Raw genomic sequence first — 16,979 nt, 5'->3', positions numbered from 1 at the left:
TTAACAGTATATGGCCTAATAATGGACGTTTCCTACCTGCTAGAAAACTTAAATGATAAACAGCGCGAAGCTATCGCCGCTCCCCGTACCAATATGTTGGTGCTTGCCGGAGCAGGTAGTGGGAAAACTCGTGTATTAGTGCATCGTATTGCCTGGTTGCTGTCTGTTGAGCATTGCTCTCCTTATTCCATCATGGCGGTAACCTTTACCAATAAAGCCGCCGCAGAGATGCGCCATCGCATCGACCAGCTGATAGGGACTAGTCAGGGTGGCATGTGGATTGGAACCTTCCACGGCCTCGCACATCGCCTGTTACGGGCACATCATCTTGAGGCTAATTTGCCACAGGATTTCCAGATTCTGGACAGTGAAGATCAACTGCGATTATTAAAGCGAATTATCCGGGCGATGAACCTGGATGAGAAGCAGTGGGTTCCTCGTCAGGCTATGTGGTACATCAACAATAAAAAAGATGATGGCCTGCGGCCACAGCATATTGATACTTATGGCAATGTTACGGAAGGAACCTGGCTGCGTATTTATCAGGCCTATCAGGAAGCCTGCGATCGGGCCGGCCTGGTAGATTTTGCTGAAATTCTGTTACGTGCTCATGAACTATGGCTGCACAAGCCTCAAATCTTGAACCATTATCGTGAACGTTTCACCAATATTCTGGTGGATGAATTTCAGGATACCAACCGTATTCAATACGCATGGATACGTATGTTGGCGGGTGACAGCGCTAAAGTGATGATTGTTGGTGATGACGATCAGTCGATTTATGGCTGGCGTGGTGCACAGGTAGAGAATATTCAGCGCTTTCTGGATGATTTTCCGGGGGCGCAAACCGTTCGTCTGGAACAAAACTATCGTTCAACCAGCAATATTCTGAAAGCGGCTAACGCCCTGATTGCCAATAACGATGGTCGCTTGGGTAAAGAGTTGTGGACGGATGGCGAACAAGGCGAACCGATCTCCCTTTACTGCGCATTTAATGAACTGGATGAAGCCCGTTTTGTAGTCAGCCGCATTAAAGCATTTCAGGACAGCGGCGGTGCGTTAACTGACTGTGCCATCCTGTATCGTAGTAACGCCCAATCGCGGGTGCTGGAAGAGGCGCTAATACAGGCATCGATGCCCTATCGTATATACGGCGGCATGCGATTCTTTGAACGTCAGGAAATTAAAGACTCTCTGGCTTATTTGCGGTTAATCGCTAATCAAAATGATGATGCTGCATTTGAGCGGGTGGTAAACACTCCAACGCGCGGTATTGGCGATCGCTCGCTGGATGTTATCCGTCATGCCGCCCGTGACCGTCAGATGACGCTATGGCAGGCATCTATTGCTTTACTACAGGAAAAGGTACTGGCCGGTCGGGCTGCGGGTGCTATCCAACGTTTTATTGAATTAATTGAAGCCCTGGGCCGCGAAACCAGTGAATTGCCTCTGCATGTACAAACCGATCGCGTCATTCGCGATTCGGGTCTGCGTCAGATGTATGAGCAGGAAAAAGGTGAAAAGGGTCAGGCACGCGTAGAAAACCTGGAAGAACTGGTGACGGCAACCCGTCAGTTCAGCTTCCAGGATGAAGATATGGATTTAACACCGTTACAGGCATTTTTGTCCCATGCCGCGCTGGAAGCGGGAGAAGGACAGGCGGATGCCTATCAGGATGCGGTACAGTTAATGACCCTGCATTCAGCTAAAGGTCTGGAGTTCCTTCAGGTCTTTATCGTCGGTATGGAAGAGGGAATGTTCCCCAGCCAAATGTCGTTGGATGAAGGTGGCAGGCTGGAGGAGGAACGCCGTCTGGCCTATGTGGGTGTCACGCGCGCCATGCAGAAGCTAACCCTGACCTATGCGGAGACCCGCCGTTTATATGGTAAAGAGGTTTATCACCGCCCATCCCGTTTTGTGGGTGAGTTGCCGGAAGATTGTATTGAAGAGGTTCGTCTGCGAGCCAGCGTATCGCGCCCGGTAAGTCATAGCCGAATGGGAACGCCGATAAGTCAAAATGACAGCGGTTATAAGTTGGGCCAACGGGTTCGTCATCCTAAGTTTGGTGAAGGTACGATCATCAATCTTGAGGGCAGTGGTGAGCATGCCCGGCTGCAAATCGCGTTTCAGGGAGAAGGTATTAAGTGGCTGGTGGCCTCTTATGCCCGGTTAGAAATTCTGTAGTTATCTGATTCTGAGAACGTCGGGCAAGGCCCGACGATTAACTCGTTAGAATAACTATCAATTTATTGGCATAGGGATCTTGTGTTGTTGATTACCCATTACCCTGATGTTTTTAGTAAGAAAATCGCCTTTCGTTCGTTGTTCCCACCGGTTGAGCTTTTCTTTTGATTTCAGAGCTTGGTTTAAACTATAAAATCCAGAAAAAATAATGAATTAATAGATGAAAAGCTGGCTGTGCCTGTTATACCTGCTATTTTCGGTGCGAAAATAAACAATAAATACTTTCCAATGGTTGACAGAGTTTTTCCCGAAGGCGTAACATGCGCGCACTATTTTCCTATGGGGGCAACAGCTTTGGACATTCCCAGTCGATACTGGCTCAATGATCTTTTAATTAAGTTCAACTTCTAAGGCTATCCCTATTTGCTGATAGCCTTCGTGGTTGTCAGCGACCTCTTATATTATCCCGTCGCTAATGAGCTGGATCTAGTCTAGGTCTGATTGATATGGCTTTTGCCAGCATGATCAGATTGTTCAATGCGTTGTCTGTATCTCCACTGTAAAAGAGGGATGACGCTATGCTAAGCGCATTTCAACTAAATCATTGCCGCTTATCTCGTTTAGAGTTGGACGAGGGCGATAATCTGGCCTCGTCTGTATGGGTCGATCTGGTGGAACCAGAGGATGAAGAACGGGAACGCGTTCAGGAAGAGCTGGGTCAGTCACTGGCAACGCGTCCGGAACTGGACGACATTGAGGCATCGGCTCGTTTCTTCGAAGATGAAGATGGCCTGCACATTCACTCCTTCTTTTATTATGAAGATGCTGAAGACCGCGGCGGTAACGCCACCGTGGCATTTACTATTCGTGATGGCCGTTTGTTTACGCTACGTGAGCGCGATCTGCCCGCTTTCCGTCTTTATCGGATGCGTGCCCGTAATCGGGCGATGATCGATGGTAATGCTTACGAGCTGCTGTTAGATCTGTTCGAGACTAAAATTGAACAGTTAGCCGATGAAATCGAGAATATTTACAGCGATCTGGAAGCCCTGAGCCGAATTATTATGGAAGGTCATCCAGGTGATGGCTATGACGAAGCGCTGTCCACACTGGCGGAGCTGGAAGATACCGGCTGGAAAGTGCGTTTGTGTTTGATGGATAGCCAGCGTGCGTTAAATTTTCTGGTGCGCAAAGCGCGGTTACCAAGTAATCAATTAGATCAGGCGCGTGAAGTGTTACGCGATATTGAATCTCTGTTGCCTCACAATGAATCTCTGTTCCAGAAGGTTAACTTCCTGATGCAGGCCGCGATGGGCTTTATTAATATCGAACAAAGCCGCATCATCAAGATCTTCTCGGTGGTATCGGTAGTATTCCTGCCGCCAACGCTGGTGGCATCAAGCTACGGTATGAACTTTAAGTTTATGCCAGAGCTGGACTGGTCATTTGGTTATCCGGCGGCAATCGGTCTGATGGTGTGCGCGGCGTTAGCGCCTTATCTCTACTTTAAGCGTCGTAATTGGCTCTGATACCCCGTTTCCGTCAAAGATTTACCGTCTGATTGTTATATACTCATTTTATATCAATCAGCGGTAACTCCCTTGTTGGCTCTGTCTCCGCTGCGCTAGCTATCAGGATATGTAACCGTGGCAGAACGCTCTCCCATTTTCCAATGGGTCATATTGTTAACTCTTTCTCTGTTGTTATCGCTGGTGATGTTACATTTTCACATCCCTGCAGCGATGTTACTTGGGCCGATGGTGGTTGGCGTAACCATGAGCCTCTTTGGTGCAACAGTACGCATTGATAACCGTTTCTTTATCTCTTCTCAGGCCATTCTTGGCTGCATGATTGCTCAAAATCTCTCTTCATCCATTTTGGTCTCACTGGCGGCAAACTGGCCCATTGTTCTTTCTATTCTGTTGGCCACGCTGTTTGCCAGCGGTATGTCAGGCTGGCTGCTGGTTCGTTTTAGTAACCTGCCGGGTACCACCGGAGCCTGGGGATCATCACCGGGTGGTGCGGCGGCAATGGTTGCTATGTCGGAAGAGTATGGAGCAGATGTGAGGCTGGTGGCCTTTATGCAATATCTGCGAGTTTTGTTTGTCGCTGGTTCGGCGGCGCTGGTGGTGCGTATTGCCATGGGAGGGGAGGCACAGAGTGTTGTGCAGGAGCTGATATGGTTTCCTCCACTGGGTTGGGATTTTGTCGCCACGCTGGCTTTGGCTGCTATTGCCGGTTGGTTAGGGCGTCGCCTGCGCTTTCCGTCGGGTACTATGTTGTTCCCGATGTTGATTGGCGCAGGGCTGCATGCGGGTGATGTGTTAACCATTCAACTACCAGAATGGCTGCTGGCGATGGCGTATGCCTTTATCGGCTGGAGCGTTGGCTTACGCTTTAATCGGGCAGTTTTTCTGCTGGCGTTGAGAACGCTGCCGCAAATTGTTATCTCGATACTGGCGCTGATGTCACTGTGTGCATTAATGGCGCTGGCGCTGACCAAAGTATTGGATATGGATTTTCTGACCGCCTATCTGGCAACCAGCCCTGGGGGATTAGATACCGTGGCAATCATTGCTGCCGGTAGCGGGGTGGATATGTCTTTCGTTATGGCGATGCAAACCCTGAGACTATTCAGTATTTTGATGACCGGCCCGGCGATGGCGAAATTTATCTCTCGCCATGCGCCGAGAAAGGCTGAAAATTAACGTAATTTACGTTGGTAATGCAGGGCATCAAACACAAAAATAATCAGTGCTACCCAAATGAAGCCAAATGTAACCAGCTTATCTTTACCAATGGTCTCACCGTAAAATACCGTCGCCAGTACAAACATCATTGTTGGGCCGATATATTGGAAAAAGCCCAGCGTAGACAGGCGCAACTTGGTTGCTGCCGCAGTGAAGAACAGCAATGGAACCGTGGTAACAACCCCAGCAGCAACCAACAATAAATTTAGCGTCATTGTATTCTGGCTTAAGTGGCTGGTTGTGGTATCGGCAATAAAAAACAGATAGATAGCTGCGATTGGTAGTAACCACAGTGTTTCAATTAACATACCGGTTTGTGAATCGACGCCAATTTTCTTACGTACCAACGCATACAGACCAAAAGTAAAAGCCAGTATCAGGCTGATATAAGGAATAGAACCAAACTGCCAGAGCTGGATGGCGACGCCGCTAAAGGCCAGTGCTACCGCAACCCATTGCATACGACGAAAACGTTCGCTAAGAAATAACATGCCAAGCAACACGTTGACCAATGGGTTAATAAAATATCCCATGCTGGCTTCCAGCATATGGTGATTATTTACCGCCCAGATGAATGTCAGCCAGTTACTACCAATTAATATTGCGCTAACCGCCAGTAACAATAATTTGGTTTTATTACGACAGGCCTGGCGTACGGTATTCCACTGCCGACTAACGCTAATCAGCAATATCATAAAGAAAAACGACCAGATAATTCGATGTGTCAGTATCTCATTGGCAGGTACATAATCGATTAGCTTAAAGTAGGCCGGAGCAATACCCCAGATAAAGTAAGCGGCTAAAGCGAATAAAACACCCTGACGAGTCTGCTGCGATTCCATGAAAGACCTTGTACTGAACACTCAAAATAGAATTTGCCAGTGTACTTCATTTTAGTGCTTCTTTATGTCTGAAATTAACACAAGTTATAGAATAAACCGGTTTTAAATACCGGGAAATACTCAATTAATATCGGGCGGGATAATACGCACTCTACCGATGATACCCCTTCAATTTATAGGGATAAAGATCGAGGAATTTGCAGAAAAAGAGCCTGTTTGCATTAAAGATTGCGGGATACTCTGCCTTTTATCAGTTATCTGCCCTTTTTCCCTTTTCGAGTGACGACAAACGGCATGAATGAGCCTAAAATACCCCCCAATAAAAGTAACAGGGGATTAAGGTGTCAACTGCGGTTGTTATTAATACAGAACCTTTAGCCGCACAGGTATTACGTGACACCTTTGGCTATCATCAGTTTCGTCCCGGGCAGCAGGAGATTGTTCGCGAAGCGGTGTCTGGTCGTGACTGTCTGGTCGTGATGCCAACCGGCGGTGGTAAGTCACTCTGTTATCAGTTACCGGCGCTGTTGCTGGACGGTATGACATTGGTGGTGTCTCCGCTGATTTCCCTGATGAAAGACCAGGTCGATCAACTCCGCGCCAATGGTGTTTCTGCCGGTTGCCTTAACTCCAGTCAAACTCGTGAACAGCAGTATGAAGTGATTTCAGCCTGCCGTACCGGGCAAATTAAGCTGCTGTATGTTGCCCCTGAGCGGCTGATGATGGATAACTTTCTTGAGCAGCTTAGCGGCTGGAATCCAACACTGCTGGCGGTTGATGAGGCCCACTGTATTTCTCAATGGGGGCACGATTTCCGTCCTGAATACCGTGCTCTTGGCTCTATTCGACAGCATTTTCCCGATCTGCCATTTATCGCGCTGACCGCCACGGCGGATGAAACCACACGTCAGGATATTATTCGCCTGTTGGATTTACGCGATCCTCTGATTCATATCAGCAGCTTTGATCGCCCTAATATCCGCTATACCCTGATAGAAAAATTTAAGCCAACCGACCAGCTACAACGTTTTGTTCAGGATCAGCGCGGCAAAAGCGGCATCATTTACTGCAACAGTCGCAAAAAAGTGGAAGATGCCGCCGACAGGCTTAAAGCGAAGGGGCTTAGCGTTGCTGCTTATCACGCCGGTATGGATAACGATAGCCGGGAACGTGTGCAGGAAGCTTTCCAGCGTGATGATTTACAAATCGTGGTAGCGACGGTGGCCTTTGGTATGGGAATCAATAAGCCCAATGTGCGTTTTGTGGTGCATTTTGATATTCCCCGCAATATTGAATCTTACTATCAGGAAACCGGGCGGGCAGGTCGTGATGGCTTACCGGCGGAAGCGGTGCTGTTTTATGATCCGGCAGATATGGCCTGGCTGCGCCGCTGTCTGGATGAAAAACCTCAGGGTGCATTACAGGATATTGAACGCCATAAGTTGAATGCGATGAATGCATTTGCTGAGGCGCAAACCTGTCGCCGCTTGGTGTTGCTAAATTATTTTGGCGAAAGCAAACAACAGCCCTGTGGTAACTGCGATATTTGCCTTGATCCACCGAAGCAATATGATGGTTTAGTCGATGCACAGAAAGCCCTTTCCTGTGTTTATCGGGTTGGTCAACGTTTTGGTGTTGGCTATATTGCGGAAATTTTGCGTGGAGCGAACAATACCCGAATTCGTGAGTTTGGCCATGATAAGCTGCCGGTATATGGTATCGGTAAAGAGCTGAGCCACGAACACTGGATTAGCGTATTGCGCCAACTGATCCATTTGGGTCTTCTGACACAAAATATTGCTCAGTTTTCTGCGCTTCAATTGACCGAGGCAGCTCGTCCCGTTTTACGTGGGGAACATCCATTACAACTGGCGGTGCCAAGGCTGCTTAATCTCAAATCACGCAGCAGTGCGGCCACCAAGAGCTTTGCCGGAAATTACGATCGCAAGCTATTTGCTAAATTGCGGAAGCTGCGTAAATCTATTGCCGATGAAGAAAATATTCCGCCCTATGTGGTATTTAACGATGCAACATTGCTGGAGATGGCAGAACAACAGCCAACTCGCGAAAGTGAATTATTGTCGGTTAATGGCGTCGGTTACCGTAAGCTGGAGCGTTTTGGCCAGGCCTTCCTGACGCTCATTCGCGATCATTTAGTCAGCCCTGATTAAAGGTATTTTCATGAAAAAACTTATTTTGCTCATTGGGTTAATCAGCTTTAACCTGATGGCGGCGGGGCCGCAGTCGATGGCAGTTATCGATCGTAGCCAATTATCTGATGCAGAGATTACGGACAGCGCCAGCTTTGACAAAGCCTCTCAGTTAGAGATTTTAGCGTTTGCTAAAGCACTGTTGGAAAGCGAATCCGTTCCAGAATCACAATTGCCAGAAAAGCTGTCTTTGCCCGCCAAGCGGATCGATATTAAATCGATGGAGAAGGTGCGCCAGCACTTTTGGCTGCGTCTGACTAAAAATTATCAGTTAGCTAATATCTCTTCTGCGCAGAATATGGAAAGGCGTGTTGTAAAGGCGTTGAGTGTTGACGAGTTTCGTCAGTTAGTCCAAAAGGCTAATGTATCACCTGTAAGATTGGCCTTTCATCGCACCTATGTGGTGGAACAACTGCGGCTGGCGGCGCTGTTTCCTAAAACCAGCAGTGAAATTTCGACTTTCTCAGATAATGAAGTGACGGGAGAGGGGTTTGCCGATCGCCAGTTCGTTTTGACATTTGATGATGGCCCCAGCCCGGAGAACGGTAGCACCGACCAACTTATAAAAACGCTTAGTCAGCATCAGCTACACGCTTATTTCTTCGTTTTGGGAGAAAGCTTTCAACGGCGTTTACAGCAGCAGTCAAAAGAGCAACTGATGGAGCTGTATCAGGGACAATGTGTAGGTTCTCATGGCTGGCAGCATAAATCGCATGCCAGTTGGGCAGACTGGCAAAATTCGGTGCTGGAAAGTTTAAATCTGATTAGTAAAGCTATTCCCGACAGCTATGTATCCAGCTTCCGGCCTCCTTATGGTCAGCGTAAGGCTGACAGTGGGGATTTTTTCCGTGAATACCGGATCCCGGTAGTGTTATGGAATATTGATTCTCAGGACTGGAGCCAAAAAGTTAATACTCAGCAGGCCAGCGATCGTGTTCTTACATTAATGTTGCTCTGGCGCAAAGGTATTATTCTTTTCCATGATATACATACAAAAGCACCAACTTCCGTTGACTATCTGTATAGCCTGACGCGTAACGCAGGCGTTACCTGGCAAGATTGCCGTCGTGGCGAGATGACGAAAATTCAATAAAGCCAGGCTGTTATCTTTTGTGTGGAAGAGTACAATAAATTACCTGTTAGCCGTGGGTTGATGGTCACGGCTAGTATGTTTCGTTATTCCAACATCCCGTTTTCCTGAAGATTAAAGAGAACTTCCATGACGCTATTTTTAACCGTTGCGGTGGTCCAGTTGGTGGCGCTGGCCTCACCGGGACCTGACTTCTTTTTCGTGTCGCAAACGGCGGTTAGCCGTTCGCGACGTGAGGCAATGTATGCCGCAATCGGTATTATGAGTGGCGTTATGGTATGGGCAGCTGTTGCGCTGCTAGGGCTTCATATTTTACTGCAACAGATGGCCTGGCTGCATAGTCTGATCGTTATCTGCGGTGGTGCTTATCTGTGCTGGATGGGTTTTTGTCTGCTGCGCTCTGCATTTAGCAAGTCTCAACCACAGTCACATGATGCTTCTGCTGAATCTGAAGTAACGCCTCATAATAGCCATGCTTTTCTGCGCGGATTATTTACCAATCTCTCCAACCCTAAAGTGCTGATCTATTTTGGTAGCGTGTTTTCCGTGTTTGTGGGCGATGACATTGCCAGCAGCACACGTTGGGGATTGTTTGCCCTTATCGCAGTGGAAACGCTGATTTGGTTTACGTTGGTTGCCTTTATCTTTGCACTACCGGTGATGCGCCGTGGTTATCAACGTGCAGCTAAGTGGATTGATGGTATTGCAGGGGCGTTGTTTGCCGGTTTTGGATTACACCTGATCACCTCTCGCTTTTACTGATTTCAGTGTGGCACTCGCCTGATGCATACGTTAACTACGCAGGGAGATAGTTTGGCTGATTTGCCGAATTATCGCATCAGGCTTGTTAATCCTCAGATTATTACTCCTTTAAATATCCCTGCTTTCTCCCGGGCTCATGCAATTGGTGAAGAGAAAGTGGGTTTCTGCATTGAAAACAATGGCACCGTTGCTGACTCTCTGTCGTTAGAGATTATGGCTGGCGACCAATTGATACATCAGGAACAAGACACCTATCATTTTCGCTCGCCTGGCTGCCATCTCTGGTTCTGGGATGGCTATAGTGATGCCGGAATAATGGATACACAAACTCTCAAGCATTCTGATCTTCGCCTGCGATTAGTTGCTTCCCGCGCCAGTGAACATTTTATCGTTGAATATCCATTTCAGGGAAAAGCGCGGCATGTTGATTGGGTCGATGTAAGAGTTGATCGAATAAACCGTCAGGTTGATGTACTAACGCGCCTTAGTTTCTCCGATGGTGGCTCCAGAGGGCGGGTGAGTGATTTTCCCTGCCCGGATTATTCAACGTTGGCTGCGATGGCTGGTGAAGGGGTTGAACTTTACTGGTCCCGAAATGGTCATCGGGCTGGTGGCATTGGTAATGGTATTCAGACGGAACAGGGGCTATTTAGTGTAACCGTGGTGGCTGATTGGCATACTAAACCGGGTATGCCTGATTTTAAATTGATTGGCTCTTTGTCTGAACGTTTTGGTCGTTCTACCAGCCTGAAAGGGTTTCGCAGAATCTTTTATAATCAGGGGTTCTACGCTAAGCATATTACCGGTCAGACTAACTTGAATCACTTCTGTGAGTTAAATTTTAAAATGACAGCGGCCCATGAAATAGGGCATATCATTTTGGATCGCTATGGTGCGGGCTCTTTTCCTGATTATTCATGGAGTCATAAAGGCACCTCTACAGTATTAACTCAGCGGGCGAAACGAGGCGTTATGATGCCGTTGCAGGGTGAGATTGATCTGATGAAATATGCGGATGCCCGGGTGAATCGTGTAACGCCTGCGGATCGTTTCTTGCGTTCCGTTGCCGCCTCGGAAGATGTTAAAGGACTTATCTGGCTGTCGGCAGTTGTTTTTAGCGCATAGCTGTATCACTAGCAACAATTAAAAAAGCCGGTCTGGATAACAGACCGGCTTTTTAGCATTCAGATAATGATCAATCTGAATCAGATAACAGAGCTCAGAAGCAGACAGCCAATCAGGCCACACACGGAGATGATAGTTTCCAGTACTGACCATGACTTCAGCGTTTCCGCGATAGTCAGGTTGAAGTACTCTTTAAACAGCCAGAAACCAGGATCGTTTACGTGAGAGAAGATTACGCTACCAGAACCAACGGCCAGTACCATCAGTTCAGGGCTTACGCCAGAGATAGTCAGCAGAGGTGCAACGATACCACCAGCGGTCATTGCTGCGACGGTTGCTGAACCCAGTGCTAAACGCAGCGCTGCGGCAATTGCCCAACCCATTAACAGCGGAGACAGGGTGCTGCCAGCCATCAGGGTTTCGATATATTTAGCTACGCCACCATCAACCAGAATCTGTTTGAAGGCACCGCCACCACCGATGATCATCAGCATCATGGCAATGATTTTGATGGAGTCACCAATAGTATCCATAATCTGATCCATTGAACGACCACGGTTCAGACCAAAGGTGAAGATAGCGATTAATACGGCAATCATAGTAGCCATGACCGGGTCGCCAAGGAATTCGGCGTAAGGCAGAACCGCATGGCCTTTTGGTAGTGTCATTTCAGCAACAGCACGACCAGCCATTAAAATAACCGGTACTAATGTGGTTGCCACGCTAACGCCAAAGCTTGGCATTTCGCTTTCGGTGAACACTTTAGGGTTATGCAAACCTTCCGGAACCGGCTTATCAATGCCTTTCAGGAAACGAGCATAAACCGGCCCTGCCAGAATAACGGTAGGAATGGCGATTAATGTACCAAACAGCAGAGTTTTACCCATATCTGCTTTAAACAGAATAGCAATCGCCGTTGGACCCGGGTGTGGTGGTAACAGAGCATGAGTTACGGATAACGCTGCCGCCATTGGTACACCAATGAACAGAAGAGGAATACGCGCTGATGCTGCGATAGTGAAGACTAAAGGTAATAACAGCACGAAGCCGACTTCGTAGAACAGAGCGAAGCCAACAACGAAACCTGTCAGTACGATAGCCCACTGAATCCGCTCTCTACCAAATTTTGCAATCAGGGTAGTTGCGATGCGTTGAGCGCCGCCACAGTCTGCCAGTAATTTGCCCAACATGGCACCAAAGCCCATGATTAAAGCTAAACTTCCCAGCGTCCCGCCGACACCATTTTTAATTGAAACGATAACGCCGTTAACGTTGAACGCGCCCTGAGTTGTGTAACCCAGTGCCAGGCCAACGACCAGCGAAACCAGTATCAGTGAAATGAAACCGTTCAACTTGCAACGGATCATCAGTAGCAGTAGTAGGGCTACGCCAATGACTACGATCACTAATGGCATAATAATTCTCCGATGTATGTACCGTATAAACCTAACTGTGACTATTTTAGGTTAGTATAGAGATATGACTTTTTTCCAGAAGATGGCGTCATATTTCTATTTTTTGTCTGCAATATTCGTAATTATTGCTTTGCTTTCTCTTTGTGATATTTATCACATCTTTGTTTGTTACCGGTATCATGATACCGGTAACGTGGTAGCATAGGGAACTATAGTGAAGGGCTAAATGTTCATTTTGAGATAGAGATCAAACTTATGACAGGACAAAGCATAATTCTTATGGGTGTGTCAGGCTGCGGTAAGTCCAGCGTTGGTTCGGCAGTGGCCAGAAAGTTAGGTGCCAAATTCATTGATGGAGACGATCTGCATCCAAAAGCTAATATTCAAAAAATGGCTAGCGGTCATCCCCTGAATGATGACGATCGCGCACCATGGTTGGAACGTTTAAATGATGCGGCATACAGCCTGCGTCATAAAAATGAAGTTGGCATCATTGTATGCTCCGCACTAAAACGCCGCTATCGCGATAAGTTGCGAGAAGGGAATCCGGAGATGCTGTTTCTTTATATGAAAGGCAGCTTTGATGTGATTTTGGAACGCTTGAAAGCACGAGCTGACCACTATATGCCGACTGACCTGCTAAAAAGTCAGTTCGACGCGCTGGAAGAACCGGGCGCCGATGAACCAGACGTATTATGCATTGATATTGACGCTGACTTCGATGAAGTGGTTAACCGTGGTACCGAAGCGCTGCGTCAGGCGGGTGTTAAGTTTCGTTGATAACCATCAGATACTGCCGCCGTGCAGTATCCTAAAGCCCAAATCAAGCATTTTGGGCGTTACGGTCTCTCCCCGTAAACGGGCAAGAAGTCTTTCTGCGGCCACTTGCCCCATCTGCTCGCGGGGAGTTAATACGCTGGTAAGCTTAGGTTCCATTGATTGACCAATGTCATGACCATGGAAACCAGCGATTGCCATATCATCCGGAATACGTAGGCCTAAACGCTGACACTCAAAAGCAGCACCGATGGCGATATCATCGTTGGTGCAGAATATGCTGTCAGTTTCGGGGTAACGCCGGAATGCTTCTTTTAACAGTTCGCAGCCCAGGCTATAGGATGACGAGCGATCGGTGCATACGCTGCGAGGCTCCAGACCAAACTCACGCATCGCCTGTTCGTACCCCTGCATTTTAATCACGGTACGTTCGTCCTGTCGGGCGCCAAGGTAGACGGTATGCAGATGTCCGTTTTGCAGAATCTCTTTGGTCATCTGGTAAGCGGCATCATGGTTATTAAAGCCAACGGCGAGATCGATACAGGGAGAGGCACTATCCATAATTTCGATGACCGGAATACCCGCCACCTCGATCATTTTTCGCGTGCGTTCAGTGTGGGTTCGTTCAGAAAGAATTAATCCGTCAATATTGTAAGAAAGCAGCGAAGTTAAACGCATTTCTTCGCGTTCCGGACGGTAGCCATAGTGAGCCAGCATGGTTTGATAACCATGAGAGTCCGTTACGCTTTCAATACCACGCAAAACTTCGGCAAAAACCTGGTTGGTTAATGAAGGCAGTAATACACCAATGGCTCTGCTGGTCGCATTGGAAAGAATTTCTGGAGCCCGGTTTGGGATATAGCCTAATTCATCCAGCGCGACGGCAATTTTACCGCGTAGTGTGGCTGAAACTTGCGAGGGATCGCGCAGATAGCGGCTGATGGTCATTTTGGTCACGCCGACCTGATTAGCTACATCCTGAAGTCCGGGTCTTTTTTTCTTCATTTTCAACTGATTAAAATAGTAAACCGCCAAGGGTTTAGTTTAACAAAGAAAACGCAGGGCGCATATGCCTGTGACGATTTCTGCATATCAATGAATAACTTTACTCACGATATTATCAGGCGATTTTCTGTTGTTTATCACTTCCTGATATTACGTAAATTAATTACCGTATGGATAATATACTATTTACCTTAAGCAGGTTTAATTTTTATTTAAAATGAAACTATTTATTATTATCCGATTATATTTTTCCAGTCTAAATGTTAAATAAAAGTGTTTCTATTGTTTGGTATTTAATGAGAATTCATTATTTCCAGCTAAATACCATACCGCTCTCTCAAACCCGATTTTTCCGGTAGATAACATCTTTGAGATAATTGTGACTCTTGTCACAAAAACATCTGAAATCTAAGCTGAATCGAGTAAAGTTAGAGGAAAAAAGGAATTGTTACCGGTATCATTTAAGTATATAGTGATATTGTGGTGTGGTTAAAGTGGTATGGCGAGGTGAAAAAAAGCGATATTCATCAGTGAAAAATTGATGTGACTGGTCATGAAGTTAGCCTGTTTAGATTTTAAATAAGCAGCAATATTTTATTTTCTATTATTCAGATAATTTACTGCTTATTTAAGATTTAAATTAATAGTCATAGCGCTATTGGTCATTGATTGGCAATAAGCATTATTCGTTTAATTGGGTGTTCCGCTTATTTCTCTTCGTCATGTAATAGCGTTATTTATTGAATATCACTATTTATACACTTGAACAGGAAGTGAGGAAATCGCATGAACCCTACTGTTGAACGCGTTACTCAGAATATCATTGCTCGTTCTCAAGCCGACAGAGCCCGCTATCTGGCCAGAATCGACGCGGCTAAAGCTAAAACGGTACACCGTTCACAACTATCCTGTGGCAATCTTGCTCATGGTTTTGCTGCCTGCTCACCAGATGATAAATCCTCTTTAAAAAATATGGTGAAAAGCAATATCGGCATTATTACTTCTTATAACGATATGCTTTCCGCTCATCAGCCTTATGAACATTATCCTGAACGTATCAAGAATGCTCTGCACGCGGTAGGCGCTGTTGGTCAGGTTGCCGGTGGCGTGCCTGCCATGTGTGATGGTGTTACACAGGGGCAAGATGGTATGGAGCTCTCTTTATTAAGCCGTGATTTGATTGCGATGTCGGCGGCGATTGGCCTGTCTCATAATATGTTTGATGGGGCATTATATTTGGGCGTTTGTGACAAAATCGTACCGGGATTGTTTATTGCCGCTATGTCATTTGGTCATTTACCGTCAGTCTTTGTGCCTGCTGGCCCGATGCGTACCGGTGCTTCAAATAAAGAGAAAGTACGTGTGCGTCAACTGTATGCAGAAGGCAAAGTAGGTCGCGATGCATTGCTGGAATCGGAAGCTAATTCCTATCACTCTGCGGGTACTTGTACTTTCTACGGCACGGCGAATTCGAACCAGATGGTTCTGGAAGTGATGGGCTTGCATTTACCCGGCTCCTCTTTTGTCTATCCGGATATTCCATTACGTGATGTATTAACCGAAGCCGCAGCGCGTCAGGTGACGCGTATGACAGAGTCTTCCGGTGATTATCTGCCGGTGGGTCGTCTGGTTGATGAAAAGGTAGTGGTTAACGGTATTGTTGCGCTGTTGGCGACCGGTGGTTCAACCAATCACACCATGCATCTGGTGGCAATGGCGAAGGCGGCGGGTATCACTATTACCTGGGATGATTTCTCTGAATTGTCTGAAGTGGTTCCATTATTGTGCCGGATCTATCCTAACGGCCCGGGAGATATTAACTATTTTCAGGCTGCCGGTGGAGTTTCACTGCTGGTTCGTGAATTGTTGAAAGGCGGGTTATTGCATGAAGATGTGCATACGGTCGCCGGTTTTGGTTTGCATCGTTACACTCAGGAACCGTTCCTTGAGAATGGTGAATTGGTTTATCGTGATGGCCCTCATGCGTCACTGGATCCGGAAGTTATCGCCACGTTAGAAGCGCCGTTTGTTAAACACGGTGGTACCAAAGTGCTGTCCGGTAATTTAGGGCGTGCAGTAATGAAGACCTCAGCGGTGCCTGAAGATCGTCAGGTTATCACTGCACCGGCGGTGGTATTTGAAAGCCAGTATGATATTGATGCTGCGTTTGATGCCGGCAAATTAGACCGCGATTGTATCGTGGTGGTGCGTTTTCAGGGGCCAAAAGCCATTGGTATGCCAGAATTGCATAAATTGATGCCACCGCTGGGGGTGTTAATGGATCGTGGTTATAAAGTCGCGCTGGTGACGGATGGACGCTTGTCCGGTGCTTCCGGTAAGGTTCCTGCTGCAATTCATATTACCCCTGAAGCTTACGTCGGCGGTTTACTGGCGAAAGTACGGGATGGTGACCTGATTCAGGTTGATGGCACCACCGGACAAATCAACCTGCTGGTAGATGAAGCGGAGTTAGCGAGCCGTGAAGTTATTCAGCCGGTTCTTTCTGATTCCCATGTTGGCATGGGTCGGGAACTGTTTTCGGCGCTGAGAGCGCAGATTTCGGGAGCAGAGGAAGGGGCGAGTTGTTTTAAACTCTGATTAGCTCTTTTTATTGAAAATTGAATTTAGTGTTGAGTAAGTTTCGTCCGCTAATTGTTGCGATGCTCGGATTGACTATTGTGCGGCGGTCGAGCAAGGGGCGTTAAAAGGCGAACGCCCCCTGCACCCCCGCGCCTTCGCACCTGAATCCAGGTCGCTACGCGACTTCCCTCCGCCTTCGTTCGGGCTTACGCACCGGCGCTGATTCGCTCCCGGCGAAG

The 16,979-nt window shown here is 47.3% G+C and carries 12 protein-coding genes; 9 read left to right on the top strand and 3 right to left on the bottom strand.

From position 1 onward, the window contains the following. The first annotated feature begins 21 nt into the window (after window positions 1-21). The 3 genes from uvrD to I2494_RS17480 all read left to right on the top strand — a co-directional run bounded on the left by uvrD (window position 22) and on the right by I2494_RS17480 (window position 4,892). The gene (gene uvrD / locus I2494_RS17490; protein ID WP_218468364.1) at window positions 22-2,184 is read left to right on the top strand and encodes a DNA helicase II; all 2,163 of its coding nucleotides are present in this window, start codon (window positions 22-24) and stop codon (window positions 2,182-2,184) included. A gap of 578 nt (window positions 2,185-2,762) precedes the next feature. Then, window positions 2,763-3,713, top strand: coding sequence for a magnesium/cobalt transporter CorA (gene corA / locus I2494_RS17485; protein WP_218468363.1), 951 nt, complete (start codon window positions 2,763-2,765; stop codon window positions 3,711-3,713). 117 nt (window positions 3,714-3,830) lie between these two features. Next, window positions 3,831-4,892, top strand: coding sequence for an AbrB family transcriptional regulator (locus tag I2494_RS17480; RefSeq protein ID WP_218468362.1), 1,062 nt, complete (start codon window positions 3,831-3,833; stop codon window positions 4,890-4,892). Here I2494_RS17480 and rarD read toward each other — a convergent pair. Further along, the gene (rarD, locus tag I2494_RS17475; RefSeq protein ID WP_218468361.1) at window positions 4,889-5,776 is read right to left on the bottom strand and encodes an EamA family transporter RarD; all 888 of its coding nucleotides are present in this window, start codon (window positions 5,774-5,776) and stop codon (window positions 4,889-4,891) included. The two genes, I2494_RS17480 and rarD, sit on opposite strands and share 4 nt — an antisense overlap. A 341-nt stretch (window positions 5,777-6,117) precedes the next feature. Here rarD and recQ point away from each other — a divergent pair, with 341 nt between their 5' ends. From recQ to I2494_RS17455, 4 genes are all read left to right on the top strand, one after another. After that, window positions 6,118-7,947, top strand: coding sequence for an ATP-dependent DNA helicase RecQ (gene recQ, locus I2494_RS17470; RefSeq protein ID WP_218468360.1), 1,830 nt, complete (start codon window positions 6,118-6,120; stop codon window positions 7,945-7,947). A 10-nt stretch (window positions 7,948-7,957) separates the two neighbouring features. Further along, window positions 7,958-9,079, top strand: a complete 1,122-nt coding sequence (locus I2494_RS17465; protein ID WP_218468359.1) for a polysaccharide deacetylase family protein — start codon at window positions 7,958-7,960, stop codon at window positions 9,077-9,079. A gap of 126 nt (window positions 9,080-9,205) precedes the next feature. Then, window positions 9,206-9,838 (top strand): threonine export protein RhtC, encoded by a 633-nt coding sequence (rhtC, locus tag I2494_RS17460; RefSeq protein WP_218468358.1) that lies wholly within the window; start codon window positions 9,206-9,208, stop codon window positions 9,836-9,838. 21 nt (window positions 9,839-9,859) lie between these two features. Next, window positions 9,860-10,963 (top strand): hypothetical protein, encoded by a 1,104-nt coding sequence (locus tag I2494_RS17455; protein ID WP_218468357.1) that lies wholly within the window; start codon window positions 9,860-9,862, stop codon window positions 10,961-10,963. 80 nt (window positions 10,964-11,043) lie between these two features. On the opposite strand, the gene gntT is transcribed toward I2494_RS17455, so the two are convergent. Continuing rightward, window positions 11,044-12,378, bottom strand: coding sequence for a gluconate transporter (gene gntT, locus I2494_RS17450; protein ID WP_218468356.1), 1,335 nt, complete (start codon window positions 12,376-12,378; stop codon window positions 11,044-11,046). Window positions 12,379-12,633: 255 nt separating this feature from the next. Here gntT and I2494_RS17445 point away from each other — a divergent pair, with 255 nt between their 5' ends. Then, the gene (locus I2494_RS17445) at window positions 12,634-13,158 is read left to right on the top strand and encodes a gluconokinase (RefSeq protein WP_218468355.1); all 525 of its coding nucleotides are present in this window, start codon (window positions 12,634-12,636) and stop codon (window positions 13,156-13,158) included. A 6-nt stretch (window positions 13,159-13,164) separates the two neighbouring features. Here I2494_RS17445 and gntR read toward each other — a convergent pair whose 3' ends face one another. Continuing rightward, entirely contained in the window at window positions 13,165-14,160 is a 996-nt protein-coding gene (gene gntR, locus I2494_RS17440; protein ID WP_218468354.1) for a gluconate operon transcriptional repressor GntR, read from the bottom strand. A 786-nt stretch (window positions 14,161-14,946) separates the two neighbouring features. Here gntR and edd point away from each other — a divergent pair. Beyond that, window positions 14,947-16,758 (top strand): phosphogluconate dehydratase, encoded by a 1,812-nt coding sequence (edd, locus tag I2494_RS17435; RefSeq protein ID WP_218468353.1) that lies wholly within the window; start codon window positions 14,947-14,949, stop codon window positions 16,756-16,758. Window positions 16,759-16,979 lie beyond the last annotated feature (221 nt).

It is taken from the genome of Limnobaculum allomyrinae (assembly GCF_016649425.1).
Lineage (GTDB): Bacteria > Pseudomonadota > Gammaproteobacteria > Enterobacterales > Enterobacteriaceae > Limnobaculum > Limnobaculum allomyrinae.
This window is presented reverse-complemented; position numbering and strand designations above follow the sequence as displayed.